The sequence below is a fragment of the Mycobacterium venezuelense genome (genome assembly GCF_054919535.1).
The window spans coordinates 65098-88511 of the sequence record NZ_JBONDW010000004.1 but is presented as its reverse complement, the minus strand read 5'-3'; the positions used below and the strand labels follow the sequence as shown (position 1 = coordinate 88511).

The following is a 23414-nucleotide window of genomic DNA, read 5'->3' as shown; positions in this document are numbered from 1 at the left end:
ACGGTATCACGCAAAACATCACATATTCAACATGTGTGATGTTATTTCTAACGCGATGGGTGGGTTACCAGCGACCCCGCAGCCGGTCGCGGTAGGAACGCCCGTCGGGGTCATAGGCGGCCCGGTACATCGGGATGGCCCACGCCCGGGTAAACCGGCCGAGCCGTTCGGGTTGGTGGGGCCGCAATCGCCCAGGCGGCCGGGGACCGACCCGACCACCGTCGTGCCAGTCCTGCAGTGCCTGCGCGGACGCGGCGACGGTCTCCACCACCTCCGCCGGGTCGATGAGCCCATCGTCCTCGCTGCCGTCGGGTGCCCGGTCGAGATGTTCGCGCAGCAGTCGCAGGCGCAGGTCACGGGCGAACACACGGGCGCCGTCACCACGACCGGCCGGATCGCGGGGTTCGCGATCGTCGCGGGTTTCGTCGAGTACTGCGCACGAAAGCTCGCTGTCGTGTGTCCAAGACCGCCGGTTGAAGTTGTCGCTACCGACACAGGCCCACACATCGTCGATGACGCACGCCTTCGCATGCGTGTAAACCGGTGTGCCGGCGTGGTTTTCCACATCGAAGATGTGCACCCGCTGCGGGTCTGCCGCGCGGCAGGTTTCGATCGCCTGCTGGCGACCGACTTGATTGGGCGGCAGCGCAAGCCGGCCGTCCACATCGGGGTGGCGCGGCACCACTGCGATCAGGTGCAGGTCCGGGTTTGCCGCGAGCGCATCGGCGAACAGGCGGGATACCTGCTTCGACCACAGGTATTGGTCTTCCAGATAGATCAGGCGCTTGGCCCGCTGCACCGCCTTGGTATAACCGCGCGCGACACTGCGCTCGCCGCGCGGGGCGAACGCGTACTCGAAATGCGCGTCAGGGTAAGTGCGCAGCACCTGCACGGCATGTGGACCGCACGGCGGCGGGTCGGGTGGCTGGGGCGGAAGCTTGCCCACACTGAGATCGGCGTGGCGCAACTTGTCGGCGATCCAGGCGATCGGGGAGAGCATGTCCAGCGGTGCCGGGTCGGTCCAGCGTTCGCGGAAGGTGTAGTCCAGCGCGCCGACGGCAGGCCCCCGGATCTGCAACTGCAGGTCGTGCCAGGGCGGCCGGTCGCCGTACTGCTTGGCCATTCGCACGGCCTGCGGGTCGCCGCGATGCTCGGCGTCGTCGCGGCGGGAGTGGCACAGATCGATACCGCCCGCGAACGCGACATCGCGTTCGGGCGTGCCGGGACGACGCAACACCACAAGCTTCTGGTGGTGGGACCCGCCGAAGCGCACGCGCTGGTCGAGGAGCACCTCGCCGCCGGCCGCCTCGATCGCGTCGCCAAGGTGCTGGTTCTCCTCCTCGCTGTAGGAGAAGGTGTCCAGATGTGAGCGCCACATCAAGCCTTTGACAACGACGCCGCGTTCGGCGGCGTGGCAGAACAGCTCGGAAATCGTGGGCCCGCCCTCGCATACCCGCTCGTCGGGGTCGCCGCGCCAGTCGGTGAAGAACAGGTGGTCGCCGCTGCCGAGTTGTTCGACCTCGGCAGCGAGCCGGTCGAAGTAGACGGCCCCGTGAATGAGCGGCTCGACCAGGTTGCCGGTACACCAATTCGGCACCGAGGTGTCCGGATTACCGCGCTCCTCGGTGGTCAGAAACCAATCGGCCAACCCAGCCAAGTCCGTCTCCTCACCGAGCGTCGCTCAATGCCGTCGCCGCCACCACCACGCGAACCCGATCGCGGCGAGGACGGCGACCACAGTGGCCACCGGCACCGCCGGTTGGGATTTCACGGCTTCGGTGGCCACGTGCGCCCGCTCGACGACGGCCTCCTTGGTCTCGGCGGCCTTGTCCTGGGCCCGGCTCTTGACATCGAGCTTGTCGGTCAACGCGCCGATCGTGTCGCCGAGCTCGCTGCGGGTCTGCTCGATGTCCGACTGCAGTTCGTCGATACCGGCGTCGGGTCCGGGCTCCTGGGGAAGTCGGTCAGCGGGCATGGCGCGCCTCCTTGATCTCTTCGAGGTCATGCTTGACGCTGTCCACCGACTGGGCGGCCGGTGGCGGAACCTGTTGGACCTGCTTGCGGCTCACCAGCGCCGCGACTCCGGCACAGATGAACAGCACGACGGCGACGATCACCGCGGCGGCCCAGACCGGTAGGACGAGCGACAACGCCGCGACGGCCGCGGCGATCACCGTCATCAGACCGAGTACCGCAAGCAGTCCGGCGGCACTGATCAACCCGGCGCCGATGCCGGCGTGGCGGGCGGATTCCTGGAACTCCTTCTGGGCCAACCGCAACTCGTCACGCACCAGACGTGACGTCTGCTCCTGTAGTTGGCCGACGAGCTGAGGTATGGACGATTCGCTCAGGGGTTTCGGTTGTGTGGTCATGAGTAGACCCTTCTGCAGGCTTTCTGCTACTCCACAGCTGTGCCCAGGAGCCCTGCGGATGAAACCTGGCGGCACCGTTACATCCCGCCGCATTCGGGTATGTACCTGGCAAGTCAGACGCGAGGAGGACCCGTGAGCCGAAGCTCGAAGTTGTTGTACCGTCCGCTTTCCATCGCGACGAGTGTGGCGGGCGGGCTACTGGCAAGCGCAGTGTTCAATCAGATCTGGAAGCGCATCGACGAACCCAATCTGGAGCCACCGGATCCCAAGGATCTCGAACGGTCGGGTGCAAAGGCCCTGACGGCAGCAGCCATGCAAGGGCTCATATTCGGTCTGGTGCGCGCGGCTGTCGACCGCGCCGGAGCGAAGGGTTATCGGGCACTCGCGCACGAATCGCCCAAGTGAGAAGTCACTTCGCGACGAGTTCGGCGTCGCGCTCGGTCTCGCCGTCGACCTTGCTGGTGAGCAGTATCTTCATCCACCGCGCCGAGGGGTCGGTGTCGACGAGTACCGCTTTGGCCAACAGGGTCAGCGGGATCGCGAGGAGTGCGCCGAGCGCACCGAGAACCCAGCCCCAGAAGATCAGCGAGGCCATCGCCAGCGTGACGGACAATCCCGCGGTATCGCCCACGATCTTGGGTTGGATGACGGTCTGCACCACGAAGTTGATCACGGTGTAGACGACGATGACGACGAGCATCGTCAGCGGCCCGCCCTCGAGTAGGCCGAGCAGCGCAGGCGGAACGAGCCCAAGGACGAACCCGATGTTGGGGATGTAGTTCGTGATGAACGCCAGCAGGCCCCAAAGGATGGGTAGCGGAATGCCGATGATCCACAGCGCGACAGTGTCGAGTACGGCCACGATAAGGCCGAAAATGGTTGACACAATGAGGTATTCGCGTGTGCCGCGGCTGAAGGCGCGCAGCGCCTCGACCAGGTGCGGGCGGCTGCGCTCGATGATCGCCAACCGGCGGGTGTAGCTGCTGGCATCGGCTGCCATGAACAGTGCGAGGGTCGCCACCAGCAGCAACGCCGACAACATCCCGAACGTGCTTCCGAGAGCGGTGCCGACGACACTGAACACCCGGTTGGCGTCGACATTGAGCGCCTTCTGCACCTGGTCCTGGCCCACCCCGTACTGCTCAAGCAGCCGGCGCGCCTTGCCGAGAAGTTCGTCGAACTTGCCTTGGTACTCCGGCATGATCGTGGCGAACCGGGCAGCCGACACCACGAGTGCGGCGACCAGCCCGATCAGAATCGCGTAGATCAGCAGCAGCGTGATCGTCACCGTTGCCCAGGGCGCAAAGCCTCGTCGTTCCAACCCATTCCGCAACGGTTGCGCCGCGATGACGAGGATGAGTGCCAGTACGGCGGGCCCGAGGATGCTCGCGATGGATTTCATCCCGGCGATGACGACGACGGCGGCCGCCAATCCCAGCAGCAGGATCAGTGCGCGGGGGAGTGCTCGGTGCTCGCGCGCGGGGGATTCGGCATTGCTCACAGCCACCCCGATACCCGGGCGCGCGGCGGGTCAATGCATCTGCGGGGCGAACTTCAGGCGAACAGCGCCTTGGCGAGTTGCGGTGCGCCGCCGGTCGCGCCGGCCGTCCCTGGCTATTCGCCGGTCGAGGACGCGGGCGTCGCGTTTGGTCAGCGTGCGGCTCTCGCGAACGAGGAGGTCGAGTTGTTGCCAGCTCAATCCGTCGAGGTCGCCGTCGGCGTCATGGGTGGCGACGACGACGCAGCCGCGCAGCAGCGGCACCGACTTCGCCGTGAAAGTGGTTGTCGCCAGGAGCAACTCGGTGGCGCGCCGGTTGACCCGGTGCTGGCACCCGTTCGTGACCGGGCTGAACCAGAAGTCGAACTGCCGGTCACCGCTCGTCAAGCACTGTAGGCCTTGGTCCTCGACGAGCTTGTCGATGTCGGCGGTGGTGTAGGCACGGGTCTCATAGACGGCGCCGTTGGCGCTGAAGTACAGAACTGTGTTCATGGTGTTGTTCCATTCGACTCTTTCTTCGGTGTCGGGTCGCGGGTTCCCGCTGTTACTGGAGTTACCCATGTGACGATTGGGATAAACCGTCATAACGATCCGATACCGGGGGCAGTCGCTACCCGTTCGCAGTGGCCACCCTGGCGCGTTCGCGCATCGAGGCCACCACACCTCCGTCGTTGAGAATGTCGGTCCCCGTCAGATACCCGGCCTTCTCGCTGACACAGAACGCGAACAGTTCGGCCATCTCCTCCGGCTTGCCCCAGCGCGGGACCGCGGCGTCCGCGACCATCGCGCCGGCCCCGGCCTGCTCTTCGAGCCGGCCCATCTCGGTGTCGACGGAACCAGGGGACACCGAGACGATGCGCAGCCCTCTGGCGTTGAACCGCTCGGCTTGTGAACTGCTGTACCACCGGACGAAGGTCTTGCTCAGCGCATAGGCGTAGCCCGAGCGCGCCTCCTCGGGCGCCATGTCGCAGGCCGCGAGGAGGTTCGTCAAAAAGGCATCGAGGTCATCCAGGGCTAGCGGAAAGTGCTGGGACGGAACGATCTCCTCCGGCAGCATGTACGAGGCCATCGACGCCACGTTGACGATCGCCGCACCGTCACCGGCGTTCTCGTAGAAGGCTTCGTTCACGTTGACGGTGCCGAGCGCGTTCGTCCGCATGACATAGGTGGCGTCGCCCATGCTCGGGCTCACCCCGGCGGCGTGGATCACCGACGTGACCGATCCGAGACCGGCGGCCGTGCCGAAGAGACGGTCGACCGCCTGCCGGTCGGTCACGTCGCAGTTGACCGCCGTCGCCGAGATCCCGAGTTCGGCGAGGGCGGTGACGGTGCCGTCAAGCCGGTCTTGCCGGACGTCGCAGAGGACGAGCGCGTGCTCACGCCCGACGATCTTGGCCGTGGCCACGCCCATACCGCCCGCACCGCCGGTTACAACCGCCACAGAAGTCATAGCAGGACCGTATACCTGAGGTGCCCACAGTAAGCATTACGGGTCCAGGTGGCGCGAATCAGCCGAGCTCCAGAAGCGTGTATGCACCCCGGATCTGCTTCGTCAATCGCCATTGCCAGAACGCCGGGAACAGTTTGTTGAACGCCCATCCGCGACCGCGTGGCATCGGGAGATCGTGCACGGCGCGGATGCCCGGCACCGTGTGCGCCAGGTCCGCCAATTGTGAAGGTGTCAAGCTGAATGGCATCGGCGGAACGCGGTACCGGCGGGACGACCGCAATCCCTTCGGGGCGAACTTCTTCACCAACACCGGCGGCAGATCGAAAATCATCTGGCCGCCGGGAAACCTCCCTGCGCAGGTCGTTATCAGGCTCATCGCGTCGTCGGGTTGCAGATACATCAGCAGACCCTCGGCGGTGATGAAGACGCCGTCGCTGGTGTCCACCTGATCCATCCAGGTGTAGTCCAGTGCCGATTGGGCGAGGTAGGTGATCCTCGGGGAGTCCGGCAGCAGTCGCCGGCGAAGGTCGACGATCGGTTGGAAATCGACGGTGACCCAGCGAAAGTCGGAATTGGGCAGCGCGCTGTTCAGTCGCCAGAAGCTGGTCTGGAACCCCTCGGCGAGGGCGACGACGGTCGCGGAAGGATGCTCCGACAGATATCGGATCGCCGCCCGGTCGAACGCCAGGGAGCGCAGAGCCATCTCCTGGCCCTTGCGGCCGAACTTCTCGAAGTCGAAATCGATCGCGTCGACGAGCCGGATGGCCATCGGGTCGTCGATGATCGCGTGCGGATGGCGGGCTTGGTGGGCGCGGCCGTAGAGCGTCAACAACGCCGTCTCCGAGACACCGGTCAGCGAGCTTGCGTCGACCGTGCTGCCGTCTTGGCTGTCCACCACGTCGAACCTACTCGCGTGCGCCGCATCGGTCGGGTTTCGCCGTGCGGTCCCACGGAAACTCTCCCGTCATGATCAGCCCTTTTCGTGCCGCCGCCGCTGCCGCTGCGTCGGCGGCGGCCGCGCTCGCCGTACGTGACGTCTTTCAACGCAAGCACGCGATATTGCGCAACTTTCCTCTCGTCGGGCACGGCCGGTACCTGATCGAAGCCATCGGACCAGAACTTCGGCAGTACGTCGTCGCGGCCAACAACGAGGAGCGGCCGTTCACTCGCGACCAGCGGCGGTGGGTGTATGCCTCGGCGAAAATGGAGAACAACTACTTCGGCTTCGGCACCGACAACGACCTCGAGTACACGGCCGGTTATCCGATCATCAAACACCGGACGTTCGGCCGCGCGGTGCCGCCGTCTGCGCCGAAGGCCGCGCACGAGGTGAACCTGCCGTGCGCCAAGGTGATCGGCGCCGCGAGGGGCCGGCCCAAGGCGTTTCGGCCGAAGTCGGTGGTGAACATCTCGGCGATGAGTTTCGGGTCGCTGTCGGGCAACGCGGTCGAGGCACTCAACCGGGGTGCGGCCGCGGCCGACTGTCTGCACAACACCGGCGAAGGTGGCATATCGCGCTATCACCGGCACGGCGGTGAATTGATCTTCCAGATCGGCACCGCCTACTTCGGCTGCCGCGACGCCGAGGGACGGTTCGATCTCGACAAGCTCAAGGAGGTCGTGGCGGAGGCACCGGTGCGAGCCCTGGAGATCAAGCTGAGTCAGGGTGCCAAGCCAAGCCTCGGTGGGCTGCTCCCGGCAGCCAAGGTGTCGAGCGAGATCGCTGCCGCGCGCGGTGTCACGGCTGGGCGCGACTGTGTGAGCCCGTCGCGGCACGCCGAATTCTCCGATACCGACAGCCTGCTCGACTGGGTGGAACTGCTGGCCGGTGAAACGGGGCTGCCGGTGGGAATCAAATCCGCCGTCGGCGATCTCGAATTCTGGTACGAGCTCACAGATCTGATGCGGGACACGAACCGCGGCGTGGACTTCGTGACCATCGACGGTGGTGAGGGCGGAACCGGCGCCGCACCGTTGATCTTCACCGACACCGTATCGCTGCCTTTCCAGCTCGGCTTCGCCCGCGTGTACCGCACGTTCGCCGAGCGGGGCCTGCACGAGCAGGTCGCCTTCATCGGTGGCGGCAAGCTCGGCCTTCCCGACAACGCGGTGGTGGGATTCGCGCTCGGCTGCGACATGATCAATGTCGCTCGCGAAGCGATGCTCGCCGTGGGCTGCATCCAGGCGCAGAAGTGTCATACCGACACGTGTCCCACGGGTGTCGCGACCCAGAATGCCTGGCTGGCGCGTGGCCTGGTGCCGGACGAGAAGGCCGTGCGCGTCGCGAATTACATCAAGACGCTGCGCCGAGACCTGGTCAAGGTGGCTGAGGCGTGCGGTGTGGAGCATCCCGGCCTGATCGGCGCCGATTCCGTCGAAATCCTCGACGGCAGAACCGCATCGACGCCGCTGTACGAGGTTTACGGCTATACACCGGATATGGGCCTGCCGTCGGCGGCCGACCGGCAGGAGATCGCGCGGTTGATGACGGCGCGCGCGCCGCAGGGCGGCTCGGCCGAACCATCCCAGTCAGCGGTTGGCTGACATTCACAGGGAACAGTTGTTGCGCGCAAGTGCGAGCCGGGTACACCGCAAAGGTGCAATGAACCCGAATCGCAAAGGACGACAATTTGTTTCGCAAGACAAACGAGCCTCGTCGGCGCCGTTACGGCTCATGTGTGGCGCGACGCACCGCACTCAAGCTGTCGCTGACCGCGACGGCGGCCGCAACTCTGATCGACGTCCCTCGCGCCGGTGCAGAGCCGGGCCGGTGGTCGGCGGAGCGGGCCAATCGTTGGTATCGAGCCCAAGGATGGTTGGTCGGCACCAACTACATCCCTGCCAATGCCGTCAATCAGCTGGAGATGTTTCAACCGGCCACGTATGACCTGCAACGCATCGATGGTGAGTTGCGCATCGCCAGGCTCATGGGTTTCAACACCATCCGGGTGTTTCTGCATGATCAGCTATGGGCGCGGGACAGCTCGGGTTTTCAAGACCGGCTGGCGCAGTTCGTCGCGATCGCCGCGAGCCACGGCATCAAACCCCTGCTCGTCCTGTTCGATTCCTGCTGGGATCCGTTGCCGAAGCCGGGTCGGCAACGCCCGCCGCGGCCGGGTGTTCACAACTCGGGCTGGGTGCAGAGCCCGGGCGCCGAGCACCTCGACGGTCGCAGCCACGACGGATTACGTGAGTATGTCGTCGGTGTGGTGAGCCAGTTCCGCAACGACGACCGGATTCTGGGTTGGGACCTGTGGAACGAACCCGACAATCCCGCGCGGGTCTATCGCGCCGTCGAGCTCAAGAACAAGCAGGACCTGGTGGCCGATCTGTTGCCGCAGGTGTTCCGGTGGGCTCGGTCCGCAGACCCCGTGCAGCCGCTCACGAGCGGCGTGTGGCACGGGGAATGGCGGGATCCGCAGCGCCGCAGCGCCGTTGCCAAGATTCAGCTGGACAACTCCGATGTGATCACCTTCCACAGCTACGCCAAGCCGGCGGACTTCGAGGCGCGTATCGATGAACTCGCGCCGCTCGGGCGACCGATCCTGTGCACCGAGTATCTGGCCAGAAGCCTGGGCAGCACTATCGAGGGAATCCTGCCAATCGCGAAGCGCCGCAACGTCGGTGCGTACAGCTGGGGCCTGATGGCGGGCAAAACGCAGACCTACCTACCGTGGGACTCCTGGGACCGGCCGTACCCGGCTCCCCCGCAGGTGTGGTTCCACGACCTCTTCCACGCCGACGGCCGACCCTATCGAGATGGCGAGATTCAGCGCGTGCGCGAGCTGACCGGCCGTGAACTCCTGCGATGAGTCGTTTCGTTAGATTCAGAGCTGTTGGCAATGCCCGCGCTGCGGAAGGGGTGCCGAGAAGTGCGAGCCCGAGTGTGGTCGGTGCCTGTCGTCTGCGTGGTCGGCGCCCTTGCCGCCATCGCTGCCGCTCCGGCCGCGGCGGGCGAACCTCAGAGCCCGCTGGTCCCGTTGGTCGACGCGGCGACCCAACGTCTGCAAACCGCGGACCAGGTGGCCGCGTACAAGTTCAAGATGGGTGGGCCGATCGACGATCCGGTGCGTGAGCAGCAAGTCATCGATTCCGTGACCGCGATGGCCCAGGCCGATCAGATCGATCCCGCCTACGTCGGTGCGGTCTTCCGCAATCAGATCGACGCGACGGCCTCGGTCGAACACACCCGCTTTGCGCAGTGGAAGCTGGACCCCGATGCGGCGCCCGCGACAGCACCGGACCTGGCCGACACGAGAAAGACGATCGACCACCTCAATCAGGTGATGGTTCATGAGATGGCGGCGCAGTGGAGCGTGCTGCACTCACCGGCGTGCACGACCGACCTGGACAACGCCATACGGAGTGTGGTGACCGCGCGGGCCCTGGACTCGGTGTTTCAGCCGGCGTTGGCATATGCGACGCGCCCCTATTGCCGCTGACGAGGCGCCGAACGAGCCCGCATATGGTCGAGCGGTGACGATCACGTATGACGACGCGTTGCGTGCGCGCATCCGGACCCATCTGGACCGACACGACCGTCGCGTCGTAACCGATCCGACCAAGCGGCGTGCGGCGGTCGCTGTGGTGCTCGTCGACTCCGAACTCGGCGAGGACCGGATCGACCCGGCACCGGTCGACGATTGGATCGCCGGCCGACCCATGCCGGAGCCCGGCCTGGACGGCCGCATGGTCGATGTGTCCGGCGGTGCGGCGTTCCTGCTGTGCCGCAGGGCGTCGCGGCTCAACTCGCATGCCGCGCAGTGGGCGCTGCCCGGTGGCCGGTTGGATCCAGGTGAAACCGCCGTCGACGCCGCGCTGCGCGAACTGGACGAGGAGTTGGGTGTCCGGCTTCCCGACTCGACGGTGCTCGGCGTGCTCGACGACTACCCGACCAGGTCGGGATATGTGATCACGCCGGTGGTGGTGTGGGGCGGGGGACGCCTCGAACTTCGTCCGTCACCCGACGAAGTGGTCGCGGCCTACCGCGTCGGGCTGCATCAACTGCAACGCGAAGATTCGCCGAGGTTCGTCGACATCCCCGAGAGCACGCGTCCCGTCGTGCAGATTCCGCTCGGCAACGACCTCATCCACGCACCGACGGGCGCCGTGCTGCTGCAGGTGCGGTGGCTGTGCCTGGAGGGCCGCAACGATCCGGTCGGTGAGATGGAGCAACCGGTCTTCGCCTGGAAGTAGTGGAAGGTCGACTGGCTGACTACTGGTTTTCAAGGGTTCGTTCGGCAGGCGCAACCGCGAGTCTGGATTTCACAAACATCGACTCGTGGAGGTTCATCGTGAAGGTTGTCCTGGCTCGTGCTGTCCGGTCGATCGGCGTCGTTCTCGCGTCGAGCCTGTTGTTCGCCGGTGTCGCGGGCGCTCATGGACCGGACGAGGCCGGGGTTGTGCAGGTGGCATTCGACCAACCGGTCACCAACATCCCCGGCAAATCGCTGGTAGCGCTCGAGGTCTCGTACGGGCCGGGCGCGAAAGACCTGTCGCACCGCCACGCGGATTCGGCGTTCATCATGGCCTACGTCCTGTCCGGCGCGATCCGCAGCCAGGTCGCCGGGCAGCCGCCGCGCGTGTTCCATGCGGGCGAGACGTGGCAGGAGGTTCCGGGGGATCACCACGTCGTCTCCGAGAACGCCAGCGACACCGAACCGGCCCGCCTTCTTGCGGTGTTCGTCGTCGACAGCAGCCAGTCGGAGGCGCTCACCACGTTCGACTGATTCCGGGGCTCGGTGAGGAGTGGGCTCAGTCCTGATTCTTCGCCGCTGGGTAACCGCGAGTACTGACACGGCAGGTGGTTACACTTTGGCCTGAGTGGTGTCGGGTTTGGCTTCTGGCGTGCTTGGAGAGTTTGGTGAGGGTTACGGGCACGGTTGTTCGTTTCGATCGCGTGCGAGGCTATGGGTTCATAGCTCCAGATTCTGGTGGCGACGATATTTTTCTGCACGCCAATGATTTGGAGTTCGAGAAGTCATTGGCGACGCGGGGCGTGAGGGTTTCGTTTGATGTCGAGGATGGCCCGCGGGGTGAGTTGGCCACGTCAGTGCAACTCGTGACCCCGCGCTCGGACCACGTTGAGCATTCCTCCCCAAGCCCTGCATCGGACTCTGATGACTATTTCGACATCCTTGCGGCAGCGCAGTTGCGGCACATAGTCACTGAGGCCCTTCTTGGCATCACTCCGCCGCTTACCGGTGAGCAGATTTTGCGGGTGCGCGCCTCGTTCGAAACGCTTGCGCAAAAATACGGCTGGACCGAATAGAGAGCTTCCGAGACACGGGGGCTCGGTGAGCGGTCGGCTCAGTCCATCCGGCCCGCGTCGATCAATGTGTACGGGCCGAAATCAGTGAGAATCTCTTCGAATTTAACCGCTTCCCAAGTGGTTTGGCCGCGTGTCACATACTCCCACGCGACACCGCGAAACCGGTACCTGTCGCCCATCCTGTCTTCCCAAAGGGTGCCATCCTGCTGGTGTGAACCGAGGCGATCTACGGGTGATGCAGGGCGGGCAGGCAATGCGATTGGTGATTCTTCGCCCACTGTAAAGGATTGGCGAATTCGGTCGACCTCTCGTTGGAGATGCCATTGGGCTTGTTCAAGTTCAGCGAGGACTCCCGATTCAGGTTGGGTGTCGGCGCGAGCAATGCACTCGACGACGCGGCCCAAGTTGAAGTTGAACCGCTCGATCAGGTCGATGACTTCGGTGCCTGTTCCGGTGGTCATTGCAGGTCGCTTCCGTTAAGCCGTGGTTGGAGTGCTGGCTCCCGCGGCGCCGACACACCAAACAGCATTGTCTGGGCACGCGCGCCGAACCATCCCAGGAATCTGGGTGGTCGGCTAACGCTCGAACCAACCGGACGGAGCGACCGGTATGCCATTCGTCAGACGTGGCCCGTGGTGGGTTATGAACAATTGTGCGACGAGTTCCCCACGGCTTCGCACGCCGGTCTTCTCGAAGATCGACTTCAGATGATCCTGCACCGTGTACCGCGACAGGTGCAGTCGGGTAGCGATGTCGTTGGTTGACAACCCTTGTGCGACAGATTCAGTGACTGCACGTTCCGAATCGGTCAGGCCGTAAGCGTCCACGATGAGCGAGGCGAGGCTCGGCCGCTGGGCGGGTTCCAGGATGACTGCGACCCGCTCGAAGGGCGGCTCACCGAGTATCGAACCTCGCAGCAGCAGCCAGAGCCCCGATCGGGTCCGTACTCGGGCGCCCGCCGATCGGAGGCTGTCGTCGCCACCGTCCGCGCTGCGAGCGCGACTGACGACGGCTTGGATCACCGGCGGAAGAGGACCGACAGAGTCGCTGTCGAATCCGAGTTGTTCCAACCACGTCTGCGCGGCGGCATTGGCCATCTCCACCGAGTTGTCCTGGGTCAGTATCAACAAGCCGGCGTCGGACCGAGTCGGCTCGTTCACCACCGCGCTCAGCAAGATCGATCGTCGAATTCCGTCGGCCAGGTGGCGGGAGAGCGAAGCCACGAACTTCACCTCGTCGGGATTGAAAGCCGGCCCACTTTCACGCAGTAGCGTCAGGCCACCCCAGGTTCCGGTGTTGCTCACCAACGCTGCTCGCAGTTCGTCGCCGAGCCAGCCGTTCGGACCTCTCACCTCGCGCTGACGCAGGCTGCGATCGAGATCGCCCTCCGTCGCCTCGTACAAACTGGCCGCCGGTTGGATTTCTCGCGCCAGATCGGCGAACTTATTGAAATCGCGCTCCGCGAACTCGATTTCGGTCATCCTCGGATACACAGATTCGGGTAGGCCATTCTCGACTACGTCGCCCGTCTGCAGCATCGTCGCCGGATCGAACATCAGAACGCACACCCCGTCGAACGCGACGGCGGGGCGGATGGCATGGGCGACCGCCAACGAGAACTCGCGAGGTGTCAAACCTTTGTGGACCAGCCTGACGACGTCGTGGCGGACGCGCACTTGCGCGTCAGATCCCACAGCGCCACGGTAGCAGGGGTTGCTCTCCCAGGCATCTGGGATTTTCTTGCAGTGCCATTTCCTGGAGGCTTCGAACATGGCCAGTGTGGATAATTCAGGACCATTCAAGCGGGATCCGCCTGAGCCCCACGAGATGCGACGCCGGCATACGCCGCCAGGCGATCTGATCGTGCTGTGTCACTTCGGAATTCCGCGTATCACTCGCGACGAATGGTCGTTGAGGATCGACGGGCTGGTGGGCAACCCACGGACGATCACATACGGAGACTTGCTGAACTATCCGAAGGTTGGCGTGACGATGGTTCATGAGTGTTGCGGCAGTCCGTTTGAGCCGGATGTGCCGACGCGTCGGGTCGCCAATGTGACGTGGTCCGGCGCTCGATTGGGCGACGTGCTTACCGATTGCCGGCCCGATGCACAGGCCCGCTATGTGGTCTCCTACGGCGCGGACTCCGGTGCCTTCGCAGGCGTGACCGCCGATGCATATATGAAGGATCTGCCGCTGAGCAGGGTGGATGCCGATGTTCTGCTCTGTTACGAACTGAACGGCGCGCAGCTTCCCGCTGAGCATGGCTTTCCGGTCCGCCTGGTTGTCCCAGGCTTCTATGGCACCAACAGCGTCAAATGGCTGACCAGAATCGAGTTGGCAGATCGACGACCACACGGGCCGTTCACCACGCAGTGGTACCAAGACCGTGCAGTCGATGATGCGGGCCGAGTGACCGGTCCGCCGATACCCGTATGGTCTATCGCGCCGGAGTCGCTGATCGTCGCGCCTTATCCGGATCAGCTGGTGACGCGGCTGGCGGAAACCGAGATCTGGGGATGGGCGTGGGCCGACGATGGAGTGGGGGAAGTCGATGTCCGGATTGGTGGCGGGCCCTGGCGTTCCGCACAGTTGGAGCGGCGACGAGGTTGGCAGTGGCAGCGTTTCCGCCTGCCATGGACACCGGCGCAGCCCGGCACGGTCGAGGTGGCCGCGCGGGCGGCATCGACGACCGGAACGCGTCAGCCGGTATATGGGCGGCGCAATGCAATCCACCGCGTCGAGGTGACGGTCCGATGACGGCGCATGCAACGCGCCAAACCAGAAATTTGGGATAGCGTCTGACACCTGCCGTGGTGTGGGCTGGAACCATGACTGCATTTATCGGCCGAAGCCTCATTGTTGTCGCCGGAGTCTTCGCGGCAGTGGGATGGGGCTTGCCGCATACCGGCCTCGTGACCGGGCCGTCGTCGACGCCGGAGCTGGTGAACTTTGAGTTCACCCACTTCTCTTCGCCAAGCGGCAACATCCACTGCGTGATGGGCAAGTCAAGCGTGCGGTGTGATATCGCCGAACGCGACTGGTCGCCGCCGCCTCGTCCGGCCGACTGCCGTTACGACTACGGCCAGGGAATTTCCCTTTCTGCCGGCAACAGGCCCGAATTCGTCTGCGCGGGAGACAGCGCACGAGGGGATGGTGACTCGTTGGCCTACGGCCAGGCGGTCACCGCCGGCCCCGTACGCTGCGAGAGCGCTGAGTCCGGAATCACCTGCCGCGACGTAGATGCGGGTCACGGTTTTCGGATCTCGCGGGAGTCCTACGAGATCTATTGACGCGGCATCGATTCGGCGGATCCCAGATTTATGGGATGGTCCGGTGGTCTGGCGTCCCCTTACGGTCTGACTGCACAGATTGTGATTGGAGATATGCGTTGACTGCTGGGATCTTGCAGGTGGAAATGGATCGGCTGGCTTCCCTTGCGCCGACGTTGGAAGAGTTGGCGAGGGAGGCAGCCGATTTGAGAAGTTGTCCGGCAGGCTTTGGTTCGCTGGCTGCAGCGATAGGTGGCGGGGAACCCGCAGTGATAGTGGCCTGTTCGATCGCCACCAATCTGGTCGACTCGGCGTTGGCCGCAGCACTAAAGGAACGTCTTTCCGAAACTGGAGAGATCATGCGCAACGTTGCCGCGCAGTTCCGCGACGCGGACTATCTCAGCCCCGAACAGGCAATGGCTTTCTACACGAGCGCCACCGGCGACTGGGATGTGCCCGGGGTGCCGAGGTGATCGGCAGGTCGCACGTGTTTGCCTGGAAACCGTCGACGTTGGATGCGTACGCCGACGGCTGGAACAAGGTGGCGGAGAAGATCGAGGTGTTGTTCGACCGGTACCGCGCGGCGGTGACGGTGCTTCACGGTGGTGGTCATTGGCAAGGTGCGGCCGCTGATGCTGCGCAAGAGCGCGCGGAGCTGGACCGACAAGCGGCTGTTCGGCTGGCAGACCATCTCCATCGGGTCGCAATGATCGCCGCTGACGGTGCCCAGGCGGTCGGTCACCCGTTGTCGAAGGCACAGGATGCCATCAGGGCTGCCGAGCAGTCCGGCTTCACAGTTTCGGAGAGCCTAGAGGTGTCGGTCGGCGGCCCGGTGACGCCGGAACTGTCGCGGGCCATGGCCGAGTGGCAGCACATGATCACCGATCTCGCGGCCGCAGCCGAGCGCGCCGACCGCGATGTCACGAATGCTCTGACCACCGCGCAGCACGACCTGCGGGTGGCATTCATATCACCGACCGGTCTCGGTTCGGAGCAGGCCAGAGGTGATGCCGAACAACTCCGGGAAAATCCGTGGGGGCTCAGTCCCGAGCAGCTACAGCGGCTCAGGGAAGCCACCCAACTGACGGCCGCGCAGCTCAATGCCTTTCAGTCGGGAGAACCCATCACCATCCCGGCGTCCCAGATGGAATATCTCAACGCTCTCATGCGCGAGCTCGACGCTACGTCACCGCAAGAACTCGCCGCCAAATTGACCTGGATGGCACCGCCCGAGGCGCGCAGCAGTTTTGCCGACGCCATGCAGCTGGTGTCCACCGAACGGGTGTACACCGACGCCCCGGGTGACAGCGAGATCCCCGCCAACGGTGGCGTATCTCTTCTACCCGCCCAGATGCGGGATGCCCTCGATCGGTCGAAGCTCGTCGACGGCAACCAGCTGAACAAGGTCGCCGAAAACCAGGCGACCGCAAAGATCGTCGAGATGAGCAGCCCTGAAATCCAACATGGCACCGGTTTGGACATTGCGTTGATGGACAGTGCGAGAACGTATTTGGATGTCCAGCACAGAGTCGAAGAAGACGGCGGTTTGTTGTTCGTCGACGGTCAATGGGTGGAGCCCACGGCGTACTTGACAGAGGGAATGTTCGCCGCCGTCGCCGACGACAAGGCCGTGGTTGCGGCCGAACTGTCCGGTCCGGACGGCGATGCCTTGCTGCAAGACATGTTTCGGCACGAATGGAGCGACGACGGCAGGGCTGTGTCCGAATTGTTCGAGGTCAGCGCGCAGGAGGCGCAGGGCAGCGCCGGCGACCGCGCCGCCGAGGTACGCAAAGAGCAGTCCGGCGATATCGCGGAAACGGTGGCGCGATATCTTTCGCATAACTCCGATTCGCTCCTGAAACTCCCTGACGACGCTGCGACCTCTGCCGGTGAACGCAATCCCGAGCTCCTGAAAGGCGTCGCCAGTGGCTTGGCGCCCTATTACAGCTCCCTTGCCGGGTCTTCGCTGATCGAGGGAGTCGGTGCGTTCGACACCCGCGAGGATCTCGTTCGCATGTATGCGGTGCTCGCCGGCCATCCGGAGTCCGGTGCGATCGCCATCGAGGCCACGCGTGCCCAGCAGGAGGCGCTGGCCGGCCTATACGGTGCAGGTGGCGCGGGTGCAGACTATGCCCAGGTCGCGGGTCAGATGGAGGCTGGCTTGGAAGGAGGTGTGCAGCGGGCGTCGGAGACCCTCGATGAGGCCGAGGAGTCCTCCAACGAGGAGGAGCACGCCTTCCAGGAGGACCTCTACGATGCCGGCGTGACGGCCGCGAGCGCCTTGCTGGAGCGATCCGGCACCCCATACGGGGTGGCTGCCGGTGTGGCGGTCGATGTGGCTGGGCCATTGCTCAAGCAGTTCATCGTCGGCACTCCCGAATCGGCCTCGGAGACCGACCCTGACAACGATCAGGCTCGCGAATACTACAACCGGGTCGGCAGCATCACAGAGACGACGCAATGGATCTTCGCGGGAGTTTCTGCCAGGGATCCGTCTCTCGTCCATGAGGAGTTCGCGGATTACCGGGCCTACGACAAGTACGGCAACCCATACATCGCCGTTACGGATGGCAACTATGAGAACGTCAAAGACCGCTTGGAGATGCGCGAGGAGTATGGGCACGGTTTCGTCAAGAGGTGGCAGGACGGGATTGTCCATGGCATGGTGCTCAACAAGGATTTCTATGTCGCTCCGCAACGCAGGTTCTGACGCGTAGGCCGTTACGGTGCGACACGGTCAGTCCATCCGGCCCGCGTCGATCACGCGGAGGACCGCGGCGCCTTCCTCATCTGAGGCTTCGAGATCGACTTCGACGTCGAAGCCCCAGTCGTGGTCGCCGGCCGGGTCGTCGAGAATCTGGCGTATCCGCCACCGGGTGGGCTCGCGGTCGATGATCAGCAGCGCGGGGCCGCGCGCTTCGGCGCCGGTATCGACGTCTGAGTGCTCGTCGTAATAGGCGTCTCCGGCCTGTTGCCAACGCTCGGCCGTCCATCCGGAGTCGGAGTCGAGCTCGCCGAGCTCTTCCCAGCGCCTCCGCGCGAACAGTTCGACCCGCCGGAACAGGGCATTGCGCACCATCGCAGTGAACGCGCGCTCGTTGCTCGTGAGCGGGCGGGTGGGCACTGCCACCGGGACATCGGCCGGCTGATCGGGGCTCGTGAGCTGTTCCCATTCGTCGAGCAGGCTCGAATCGACTTGGCGGACAAGCTCACCGAGCCATTCGACGATATCGATGACATCCTCGGTGCGCGCGGCGGCGGGCACGCCGGATCGCAGGGCCTTGAACGCGTCGGACAGATAGCGCAGCACCGCGCCCTCTGAGCGGGTGAGCCCGTAGGCGCTGACGTATTCCCGGAACGTCATTGCGCGCTCCCACATCTCACGCACGACGGACTTCGGTGACAGCCGAGCGTCGGCAGCCCATGGATTCGACTGCAGGTACACCTCGTAGGTGTGCTCGAGCAGTTCCTCGAGCGGTTTGGGATAGGTGACTTCATCCAGCAGTTCGATGCGCTCGTCGTACTCGATACCGTCGGCCTTCATCTGCGCGACAGCTTCGCCGCGGGCCTTGTTCAGCTGTGCGGCCAAGATCTGCCGCGGGTCTTCCAGCGTTGCTTCAATGACCGAAACGACGTCGAGCGCGTAGGTATCCGACGACTGGTCGAGCACGTCGACCGCGGCGAGGGCGAACGTCGAAAGGGGTTGATAGAGCGCGAAATCCGGAGGGAGGTCGACGGTGAGCCGGTAACGCCTGCCATCGGGCTCCGGCTGGTCGAGACGCTCGAGCACACCGGCCTGCAGCAGTGACCGCGCGATGCCGACCGCGTCGCGGATGTGCTGAAGCTGGCGCTTGCGCGGCTCGTGATTGTCGGTGAGCAGGCGCCGCATCGATACGAACGGGTCACCGGGGCGGTCGACCACGTCGAGGATCATCGACGTCGACACGCGCATATTGCTCGTCAATGGCTCGGGTGCGGCCTCGATAAGACGGTTCATGGTCTGCTCGCTCCACGGCACCATGCCAGGAGGGGCCTTGCGGCGCACCAGTTTCCGGCGCTTCTTCGGATCGTCGGCGACCTTGGCGAACTGCTTGAGGTTTTCCACCTCGTGCTCGGGCGCCTGGACGACGACGGTGCCCGCGGTGTCGTAGCCGGCGCGCCCGGCCCGGCCGGCGATCTGGTGGAACTCGCGGGCATTGAGCAGCCGCGTGCGGGTGCCGTCGTACTTCGACAGCGCCGAGAAGACGACCGTGCGGATCGGCACGTTGATGCCGACGCCGAGGGTGTCGGTGCCGCAGATGACTTTCAGCAGACCGGCCTGCGCCAACTGTTCGACCAGACGCCGGTACTTGGGCAGCATGCCGGCGTGGTGGACGCCGATGCCGTGCCGGACGAGCCGCGACAGGGTGGAGCCGAAGGCCGTGGAAAAGCGGAACGCGCCGATCATGTCGCGGATCGCGGCTTTCTCCTCCTTGGTGCACACATTGATACTCATGAGCGCCTGCGCGCGTTCCAATGCCGAGGCCTGGGTGAAGTGCACGACGTAGATCGGCGCCTGCTTGGTGTCGAGCAGGTCGGCGATCGTCTCGTGCATCGCCGTCGTCGCGTAGTTGTAGAAGAGCGGAACCGGGCGTTGTGCGCCCGCCACGTGCGCGGTCGCGCGTCCGGTCCGGCGGGTGAGGTCCGCACGCAGGTACGTGACGTCGCCGAGCGTGGCCGACATCAACAGGAACTGTGCCTTCGGCAGTTCCAGCAGCGGCACCTGCCAGGCCCACCCGCGGTCCGGGTCGCCGTAGAAGTGGAACTCGTCCATCACCACGAGGCCGATCTCGGCGTTCTCGCCCTCGCGCAACGAGATGTTGGCCAGCACCTCGGCGGTGCAGACGATGATCGGCGCATCGGCGTTCACCGCGGCGTCGCCCGTGAGCATGCCGACGTTGACGGCTCCGAACACCTCGCACAGGGCGAAGAACTTCTCGCTCACCAGCGCCTTGATCGGCGCGGAGTAGTAGCTGCGGCGCCCGGTGGCCAAGGCCGCATACAGCGCACCCGTGGCCACGAGCGACTTGCCCGAGCCGGTGGGCGTCGCGAGGATCACGTTCGCGCCGCTGACCAGCTCGATCAGCGCTTCCTCCTGCGCGGGGTACAGCGTGGTGCCGTTGGCCTGCGCCCAGGCCGAGAACGACGCGAACAGTTCATCGGGGTCGGTCGCATTGGCCCGTAAGGCGGACAGGTCGTGGGGGTCGTCGAGGAGCGCGGGCATCGTGGACACCAGCCTGCCCGACGCGGCGTTCACCGCGTGCACCGCCACGGCCGTAATAATCAGCGGGTGCCGACACCGACTTTGACCGAGTCCGTCTTGTTGGTGATGGTCGTGCTGTTGTTCGCGGCTTTTGTCACGTTCCTGGTCTTGTTCATCGTCAGTCGGCGACAGCTGTCGAACGCCAGGCGCGAGATCGAGCGCATGCAGCTGGAGGACGAGGACCGCCGCCGCCGGAAGCGTCGGGGCGTTGCGCCGTTGGCGATCAAGACGGTGTTCCAGACCGCGGACATGCTGATCAACAAGGGGCTCGGCGCCACGGTGCGCAACTCGATCGAGGATCTGGCGGGATGGGCGCAGGTCGAACGTCCGGACCTGGCCCGGCTGACCGCCGACGGCCGGGTCGTCATCGTGTTCTCCGATATCGAGGGCTCGACGGAGTCGAATGCGGCGATGGGCGACCGGGCCTGGGTGAAGCTGCTCGACAGGCACAACCGGCTTGTGGAGAACTGCGTCGGCCGGCACGGCGGCCACGTCGTCAAGACACAGGGTGACGGTTTCATGATCGCGTTCGCCGACCCGGAGAACGCGGTGCGGTTCACCACCGCGGTGCAACACGCACTGGCCGAGAAACCCGAGCGCTGGCAGGGCATTCGGGTGCGGATGGGCGTACACATGGGCACGTCGGTGCGGCGCGGGGACGACCTGTTCGGACTCGACGTCGCAATGGCGGCCCGGGTCGCCGATCAGGCGGACGGCGGCGAGATCCTGGTCAGTGAGCCGGTGGCCGACGCGGTCGCCGACCTCGACGACATCGCGCTCGGCGCACCGCGCGAGGTCGAGCTCAAAGGTCTTCCTGGCACCCACCGGCTGTTCCCGGTGATGAGCGAGCGGGATTCCTAGACGCGGGGCTTAATGTGGCGTGTCACCCACTGGGCGGCGAGCTTGACCAGGCCGGTCTTCGGATAGCTGATGTGCGCGTCCCAGTTCCTGCCGAGTGAACAGATGGGATCGGCCGGCGCGCACAAATCTGCCGTACGGGAGCCGAAGACCGGGCTCATCCGGGTGAGCGGCTGGCCGATGCGCGCCGCCGGATTACCGAAGACGACGATCGACGCGATGTGCGGCACCACTGCGGCAGGGAGCGGGGCGGTGTACCCGAGCCCGGCGACGGGCGAGGTGGCGACGACGTCCACCACGGCCGCACCCTGCGAGTAGCCGCCCAGCACGATCTGCGTCTTCGGACATCTCGCGACGGTGTTCTGCACGCGTTTGCTCATATCGGTGGCGCCCGCTGCGGCCTTCATGAAGTCCCACGATGCCGGGTACTTCACCGCATAGCTGCCGACCGTCGAGCCCTTCACCATGGGCTTGAGGGTGTCGACGAACGCCTGGCCGACGGCACCGATGCCGGCCGGCTCATCGGTTCCCCGCGCGAAGATGACCTCGATGTCCGGGCATTCCGGGGCGGCCGATGCGGCTGGCGGCACGATCACGCCCGCGGTGGCGACAGCGCTGACCGCGGCGGCGACGAAGCCCGCCCGGCTGCCCTTGTGCCCGCCCACAGGCATGCCTCTCCTCGACTGGGCCCCGTCCGACACGGTTCCACCAATACCCAATAGTCACTTTTACCACTCTTTTAACAGCGGCGCCCAGGCATAGACGTCGTGGTGAGCGGGTATTGCAAGGGCGTGGTTGGTGCGCGGGATCCGCTTTTCGACGAGCTCCTCGACCTCGAGCGAGCGGGCTGGGATTCGCTGTGCAAGGCGACCGGCGCCGATTTCTACGGCGAGATCATGCTCCCCGACGCGGTCATGGTGCTCGCCAACGGCATGGTGATGGACCGTGAGACCGTCGTCGGTGCGCTCTCGGCGTCGCCGCCGTGGCGGACCTATGAGATCAGCGAGGCCCGATTGATCGCCGTCGACGACGACAACGCTGTTCTGGTCTACACCGGCACGGGCTATCGCGACGGCGACGAGCCTGCCTTTGTCGGCGCGATGTCGAGCGTCTACCACCGCGCCGACGGTCGCTGGAAGCTCGTCCTCTACCAACAGACCCGAATGCCGGACTGATGGCGAAATATGCCCTCAACGAGTCGGCCGTCAAATTCGCCCGCGGCCTGATCGACTCCCGGCAGTACGTGCTCGACAGCGACTGGGGCGAAGTGCAACCGCGAGCCGATGCGCAGAACGCGTACCTCGAGAACCACGATTGGGACTCGTACGCGAACTGGCACCTCGGCTTGACCGAGGGCGCCAACGACGAGACCAAGGCCCGATATGCGTTCGTATACGGCGACTTGCGCCGCCTCCACCGGACCGGCTTGATCGCCTGCGTGTACCGAGCCTCGGAATGGCGGCACAAGGCCGTGGAACTCGCGGCCCACGACCTTCTGCAGCACCTCGACAAAACCGCAGGGATCACCTAGCGGTCGATTTCGTCAGATCGCCTGTTGCGTCGGCAGAATCGTGATCTCGGTGAGATTGATGTGGCGCGGATTCGCTGCGATGAACGCGACCGTCTCCGCCACGTCCGCCGGACTCAGCACATCGATCTCCTCGATGAGGTCGGCCATCAGCCGGCTCGCGTCCGGGTCGGTGACGTGGTCGGGCAATTCGGTATCCACCATGCCGGGTTCGATGGTGGCGACTCGCACCATCTTGCGGCCGAGCTCGACGCGGAGCAGTCGGGTCAGCTGGCTGAGATACGCCTTGGTGCCCGAGTAGACCGAGAACTTCTCCAGAACCCGGGTCGCCGCGATCGAGGACGTGGTGATCAGATCGGCGGTCTGGCCTGCCGCGGCGGCGTCGACGAGGTGCGGTACGAAGGCGCCGATGGTGTTCATCACACCGGTGATGTTCAGGTCGATCTGGCGCTGCCAGTCATCCACCTTGAGGTCATCGATCGGCGATATCAGTTGAACCCCGGCGTTTGCGAACACCAGGTCCACCCGCCCGAACTCGGCCGACACGTAGTCGGCCGCCGTGGTCACCGCGTCGCGGTCGGTGACGTCGAGGGGCACCGCGAGAGCTTTCCCGCCGTCCGCGGTGATGCGCTCGACCAACGCGTCGAGGTTGGACTTGCGCCGGGCCGCAACGGCGACTCGCGCACCAAGGCCGGCCAGCCGCAGGGCGGTGGCTTCGCCGATTCCGCTCGACGCACCCGTCACGAAGGCGGTACGGCCGGCAAGGGTGGCGGAGGTGATGATCTCGGACATTTCTCTTCCTTTCGTTGAGTGCTGTAGTCGAAACAACCAGCCGGCCCCGCTCGAAAAGGTGCTCAAACCGG

26 protein-coding genes are annotated in these 23414 nt (G+C 65.0%); 14 read left to right on the top strand and 12 right to left on the bottom strand.

Annotated features, from left to right (window positions below; all coding sequences use genetic code 11):
* Positions 1-64 precede the first annotated feature (64 nt).
* From ACRCUN_RS07810 to ACRCUN_RS07800, 3 genes are read right to left on the bottom strand one after another with little or no spacing between them, the layout of a single operon-like run.
* A complete protein-coding gene (locus tag ACRCUN_RS07810; protein ID WP_462141063.1) occupies positions 65-1657 on the bottom strand; it encodes a phospholipase D family protein in 1593 nt (530 codons plus the stop codon).
* Between the two features lie 24 nt (positions 1658-1681).
* A complete protein-coding gene (locus tag ACRCUN_RS07805) occupies positions 1682-1975 on the bottom strand; it encodes a DUF3618 domain-containing protein (RefSeq protein ID WP_462141062.1) in 294 nt (97 codons plus the stop codon).
* The gene (locus tag ACRCUN_RS07800) at positions 1965-2372 is read right to left on the bottom strand and encodes a phage holin family protein (RefSeq protein ID WP_462141061.1); all 408 of its coding nucleotides are present in this window, start codon (positions 2370-2372) and stop codon (positions 1965-1967) included. Before ACRCUN_RS07800 ends, ACRCUN_RS07805 begins: the two co-directional genes overlap by 11 nt.
* 132 nt (positions 2373-2504) lie before the next feature.
* On the opposite strand from ACRCUN_RS07800, the gene ACRCUN_RS07795 reads away from it, so the two are divergent.
* Positions 2505-2777 carry a DUF4235 domain-containing protein gene (locus ACRCUN_RS07795; protein ID WP_067853607.1) on the top strand — a complete coding sequence of 91 codons (273 nt, stop codon included), beginning with the start codon at positions 2505-2507 and terminating at the stop codon, positions 2775-2777.
* A 4-nt stretch (positions 2778-2781) separates the two neighbouring features.
* Here ACRCUN_RS07795 and ACRCUN_RS07790 read toward each other — a convergent pair whose 3' ends face one another.
* The 4 genes from ACRCUN_RS07790 to ACRCUN_RS07775 all read right to left on the bottom strand — a co-directional run bounded on the left by ACRCUN_RS07790 (position 2782) and on the right by ACRCUN_RS07775 (position 6218).
* Positions 2782-3879: an AI-2E family transporter gene (locus ACRCUN_RS07790; protein ID WP_462141060.1), complete on the bottom strand. Its 1098-nt coding sequence runs from the start codon at positions 3877-3879 to the stop codon at positions 2782-2784.
* 24 nt (positions 3880-3903) lie between these two features.
* Complete coding sequence (locus tag ACRCUN_RS07785) at positions 3904-4362, bottom strand: hypothetical protein (RefSeq protein ID WP_462141059.1); 459 nt, start codon at positions 4360-4362, stop codon at positions 3904-3906.
* 118 nt (positions 4363-4480) lie between these two features.
* Positions 4481-5320, bottom strand: a complete 840-nt coding sequence (locus ACRCUN_RS07780) for an SDR family oxidoreductase (RefSeq protein ID WP_462141058.1) — start codon at positions 5318-5320, stop codon at positions 4481-4483.
* A 58-nt stretch (positions 5321-5378) separates the two neighbouring features.
* Positions 5379-6218: a class I SAM-dependent methyltransferase gene (locus tag ACRCUN_RS07775; protein WP_462141057.1), complete on the bottom strand. Its 840-nt coding sequence runs from the start codon at positions 6216-6218 to the stop codon at positions 5379-5381.
* A gap of 68 nt (positions 6219-6286) precedes the next feature.
* Here ACRCUN_RS07775 and ACRCUN_RS07770 point away from each other — a divergent pair, with 68 nt between their 5' ends.
* From ACRCUN_RS07770 to ACRCUN_RS07745, 6 genes are all read left to right on the top strand, one after another.
* Positions 6287-7864 carry an FMN-binding glutamate synthase family protein gene (locus tag ACRCUN_RS07770; protein ID WP_462141056.1) on the top strand — a complete coding sequence of 526 codons (1578 nt, stop codon included), beginning with the start codon at positions 6287-6289 and terminating at the stop codon, positions 7862-7864.
* A gap of 134 nt (positions 7865-7998) precedes the next feature.
* A complete protein-coding gene (locus ACRCUN_RS07765; protein WP_462141055.1) occupies positions 7999-9132 on the top strand; it encodes a cellulase family glycosylhydrolase in 1134 nt (377 codons plus the stop codon).
* 60 nt (positions 9133-9192) lie between these two features.
* The gene (locus ACRCUN_RS07760; protein ID WP_462141054.1) at positions 9193-9762 is read left to right on the top strand and encodes a chorismate mutase; all 570 of its coding nucleotides are present in this window, start codon (positions 9193-9195) and stop codon (positions 9760-9762) included.
* Between the two features lie 34 nt (positions 9763-9796).
* Entirely contained in the window at positions 9797-10516 is a 720-nt protein-coding gene (locus tag ACRCUN_RS07755; protein ID WP_462141053.1) for an NUDIX hydrolase, read from the top strand.
* A gap of 131 nt (positions 10517-10647) precedes the next feature.
* A complete protein-coding gene (locus tag ACRCUN_RS07750; RefSeq protein WP_462141344.1) occupies positions 10648-11049 on the top strand; it encodes a cupin domain-containing protein in 402 nt (133 codons plus the stop codon).
* A 134-nt stretch (positions 11050-11183) separates the two neighbouring features.
* On the top strand, positions 11184-11591 hold the full coding sequence (locus tag ACRCUN_RS07745) for a cold-shock protein (protein ID WP_462141052.1): 408 nt from the start codon (positions 11184-11186) through the stop codon (positions 11589-11591).
* A gap of 38 nt (positions 11592-11629) precedes the next feature.
* Here the strand turns inward: ACRCUN_RS07745 and ACRCUN_RS07740 are convergent, their stop codons facing one another.
* A complete protein-coding gene (locus tag ACRCUN_RS07740; protein WP_462141051.1) occupies positions 11630-12052 on the bottom strand; it encodes a hypothetical protein in 423 nt (140 codons plus the stop codon).
* 114 nt (positions 12053-12166) lie between these two features.
* Positions 12167-13285 carry a helix-turn-helix transcriptional regulator gene (locus ACRCUN_RS07735; protein WP_462141050.1) on the bottom strand — a complete coding sequence of 373 codons (1119 nt, stop codon included), beginning with the start codon at positions 13283-13285 and terminating at the stop codon, positions 12167-12169.
* Between the two features lie 76 nt (positions 13286-13361).
* On the opposite strand from ACRCUN_RS07735, the gene ACRCUN_RS07730 reads away from it, so the two are divergent.
* The 4 genes from ACRCUN_RS07730 (at position 13362) to ACRCUN_RS07715 (ending at position 17573) form a co-directional block, all read left to right on the top strand.
* Complete coding sequence (locus ACRCUN_RS07730; protein WP_462141049.1) at positions 13362-14351, top strand: molybdopterin-dependent oxidoreductase; 990 nt, start codon at positions 13362-13364, stop codon at positions 14349-14351.
* Between the two features lie 71 nt (positions 14352-14422).
* Positions 14423-14884 carry a DUF6636 domain-containing protein gene (locus ACRCUN_RS07725; RefSeq protein ID WP_462141048.1) on the top strand — a complete coding sequence of 154 codons (462 nt, stop codon included), beginning with the start codon at positions 14423-14425 and terminating at the stop codon, positions 14882-14884.
* A 98-nt stretch (positions 14885-14982) separates the two neighbouring features.
* Entirely contained in the window at positions 14983-15336 is a 354-nt protein-coding gene (locus ACRCUN_RS07720) for a hypothetical protein (RefSeq protein WP_462141047.1), read from the top strand.
* Entirely contained in the window at positions 15333-17573 is a 2241-nt protein-coding gene (locus ACRCUN_RS07715) for a TPR repeat domain-containing protein (protein ID WP_462141046.1), read from the top strand. The genes ACRCUN_RS07720 and ACRCUN_RS07715 overlap by 4 nt, the downstream gene beginning before the upstream one ends.
* 27 nt (positions 17574-17600) lie before the next feature.
* On the opposite strand, the gene ACRCUN_RS07710 is transcribed toward ACRCUN_RS07715, so the two are convergent.
* Entirely contained in the window at positions 17601-20126 is a 2526-nt protein-coding gene (locus ACRCUN_RS07710) for a DEAD/DEAH box helicase (RefSeq protein ID WP_462141343.1), read from the bottom strand.
* Between the two features lie 105 nt (positions 20127-20231).
* Here ACRCUN_RS07710 and ACRCUN_RS07705 point away from each other — a divergent pair, with 105 nt between their 5' ends.
* On the top strand, positions 20232-21026 hold the full coding sequence (locus ACRCUN_RS07705) for an adenylate/guanylate cyclase domain-containing protein (protein WP_462141342.1): 795 nt from the start codon (positions 20232-20234) through the stop codon (positions 21024-21026).
* On the opposite strand, the gene ACRCUN_RS07700 is transcribed toward ACRCUN_RS07705, so the two are convergent.
* Positions 21023-21694: a cutinase family protein gene (locus tag ACRCUN_RS07700; protein ID WP_462141045.1), complete on the bottom strand. Its 672-nt coding sequence runs from the start codon at positions 21692-21694 to the stop codon at positions 21023-21025. The two genes, ACRCUN_RS07705 and ACRCUN_RS07700, sit on opposite strands and share 4 nt — an antisense overlap.
* Positions 21695-21814: 120 nt before the next feature.
* Here ACRCUN_RS07700 and ACRCUN_RS07695 point away from each other — a divergent pair, with 120 nt between their 5' ends.
* Both ACRCUN_RS07695 and ACRCUN_RS07690 read left to right on the top strand, forming a co-directional pair.
* Positions 21815-22198 carry a nuclear transport factor 2 family protein gene (locus ACRCUN_RS07695; RefSeq protein WP_462141044.1) on the top strand — a complete coding sequence of 128 codons (384 nt, stop codon included), beginning with the start codon at positions 21815-21817 and terminating at the stop codon, positions 22196-22198.
* Positions 22198-22554, top strand: a complete 357-nt coding sequence (locus tag ACRCUN_RS07690) for a hypothetical protein (protein WP_462141043.1) — start codon at positions 22198-22200, stop codon at positions 22552-22554. Before ACRCUN_RS07695 ends, ACRCUN_RS07690 begins: the two co-directional genes overlap by 1 nt.
* A 12-nt stretch (positions 22555-22566) precedes the next feature.
* Here the strand turns inward: ACRCUN_RS07690 and ACRCUN_RS07685 are convergent, their stop codons facing one another.
* A complete protein-coding gene (locus tag ACRCUN_RS07685; RefSeq protein WP_462141042.1) occupies positions 22567-23343 on the bottom strand; it encodes an SDR family oxidoreductase in 777 nt (258 codons plus the stop codon).
* Positions 23344-23414: the final 71 nt, after the last annotated feature.

Excerpts from the sequence above, each read along its gene's own strand:
- ACRCUN_RS07805 (WP_462141062.1), bottom strand. The coding sequence starts at position 1,975 with ATGCCCGCTGACCGACTTCCCCAGGAGCCCGGACCCGACGCCGGTATC.
- ACRCUN_RS07800 (WP_462141061.1), bottom strand. The coding sequence starts at position 2,372 with ATGACCACACAACCGAAACCCCTGAGCGAATCGTCCATACCTCAGCTC.
- ACRCUN_RS07785 (WP_462141059.1), bottom strand. The coding sequence starts at position 4,362 with ATGAACACAGTTCTGTACTTCAGCGCCAACGGCGCCGTCTATGAGACC.
- ACRCUN_RS07780 (WP_462141058.1), bottom strand. The coding sequence starts at position 5,320 with ATGACTTCTGTGGCGGTTGTAACCGGCGGTGCGGGCGGTATGGGCGTG.
- ACRCUN_RS07770 (WP_462141056.1), top strand. The coding sequence starts at position 6,287 with ATGATCAGCCCTTTTCGTGCCGCCGCCGCTGCCGCTGCGTCGGCGGCG.
- ACRCUN_RS07740 (WP_462141051.1), bottom strand. The coding sequence starts at position 12,052 with ATGACCACCGGAACAGGCACCGAAGTCATCGACCTGATCGAGCGGTTC.
- ACRCUN_RS07730 (WP_462141049.1), top strand. The coding sequence starts at position 13,362 with ATGGCCAGTGTGGATAATTCAGGACCATTCAAGCGGGATCCGCCTGAG.
- ACRCUN_RS07725 (WP_462141048.1), top strand. The coding sequence starts at position 14,423 with ATGACTGCATTTATCGGCCGAAGCCTCATTGTTGTCGCCGGAGTCTTC.
- ACRCUN_RS07710 (WP_462141343.1), bottom strand. The coding sequence starts at position 20,126 with ATGCCCGCGCTCCTCGACGACCCCCACGACCTGTCCGCCTTACGGGCC.
- ACRCUN_RS07705 (WP_462141342.1), top strand. The coding sequence starts at position 20,232 with ATGGTCGTGCTGTTGTTCGCGGCTTTTGTCACGTTCCTGGTCTTGTTC.
- ACRCUN_RS07700 (WP_462141045.1), bottom strand. The coding sequence starts at position 21,694 with ATGCCTGTGGGCGGGCACAAGGGCAGCCGGGCGGGCTTCGTCGCCGCC.
- ACRCUN_RS07690 (WP_462141043.1), top strand. The coding sequence starts at position 22,198 with ATGGCGAAATATGCCCTCAACGAGTCGGCCGTCAAATTCGCCCGCGGC.
- ACRCUN_RS07685 (WP_462141042.1), bottom strand. The coding sequence starts at position 23,343 with ATGTCCGAGATCATCACCTCCGCCACCCTTGCCGGCCGTACCGCCTTC.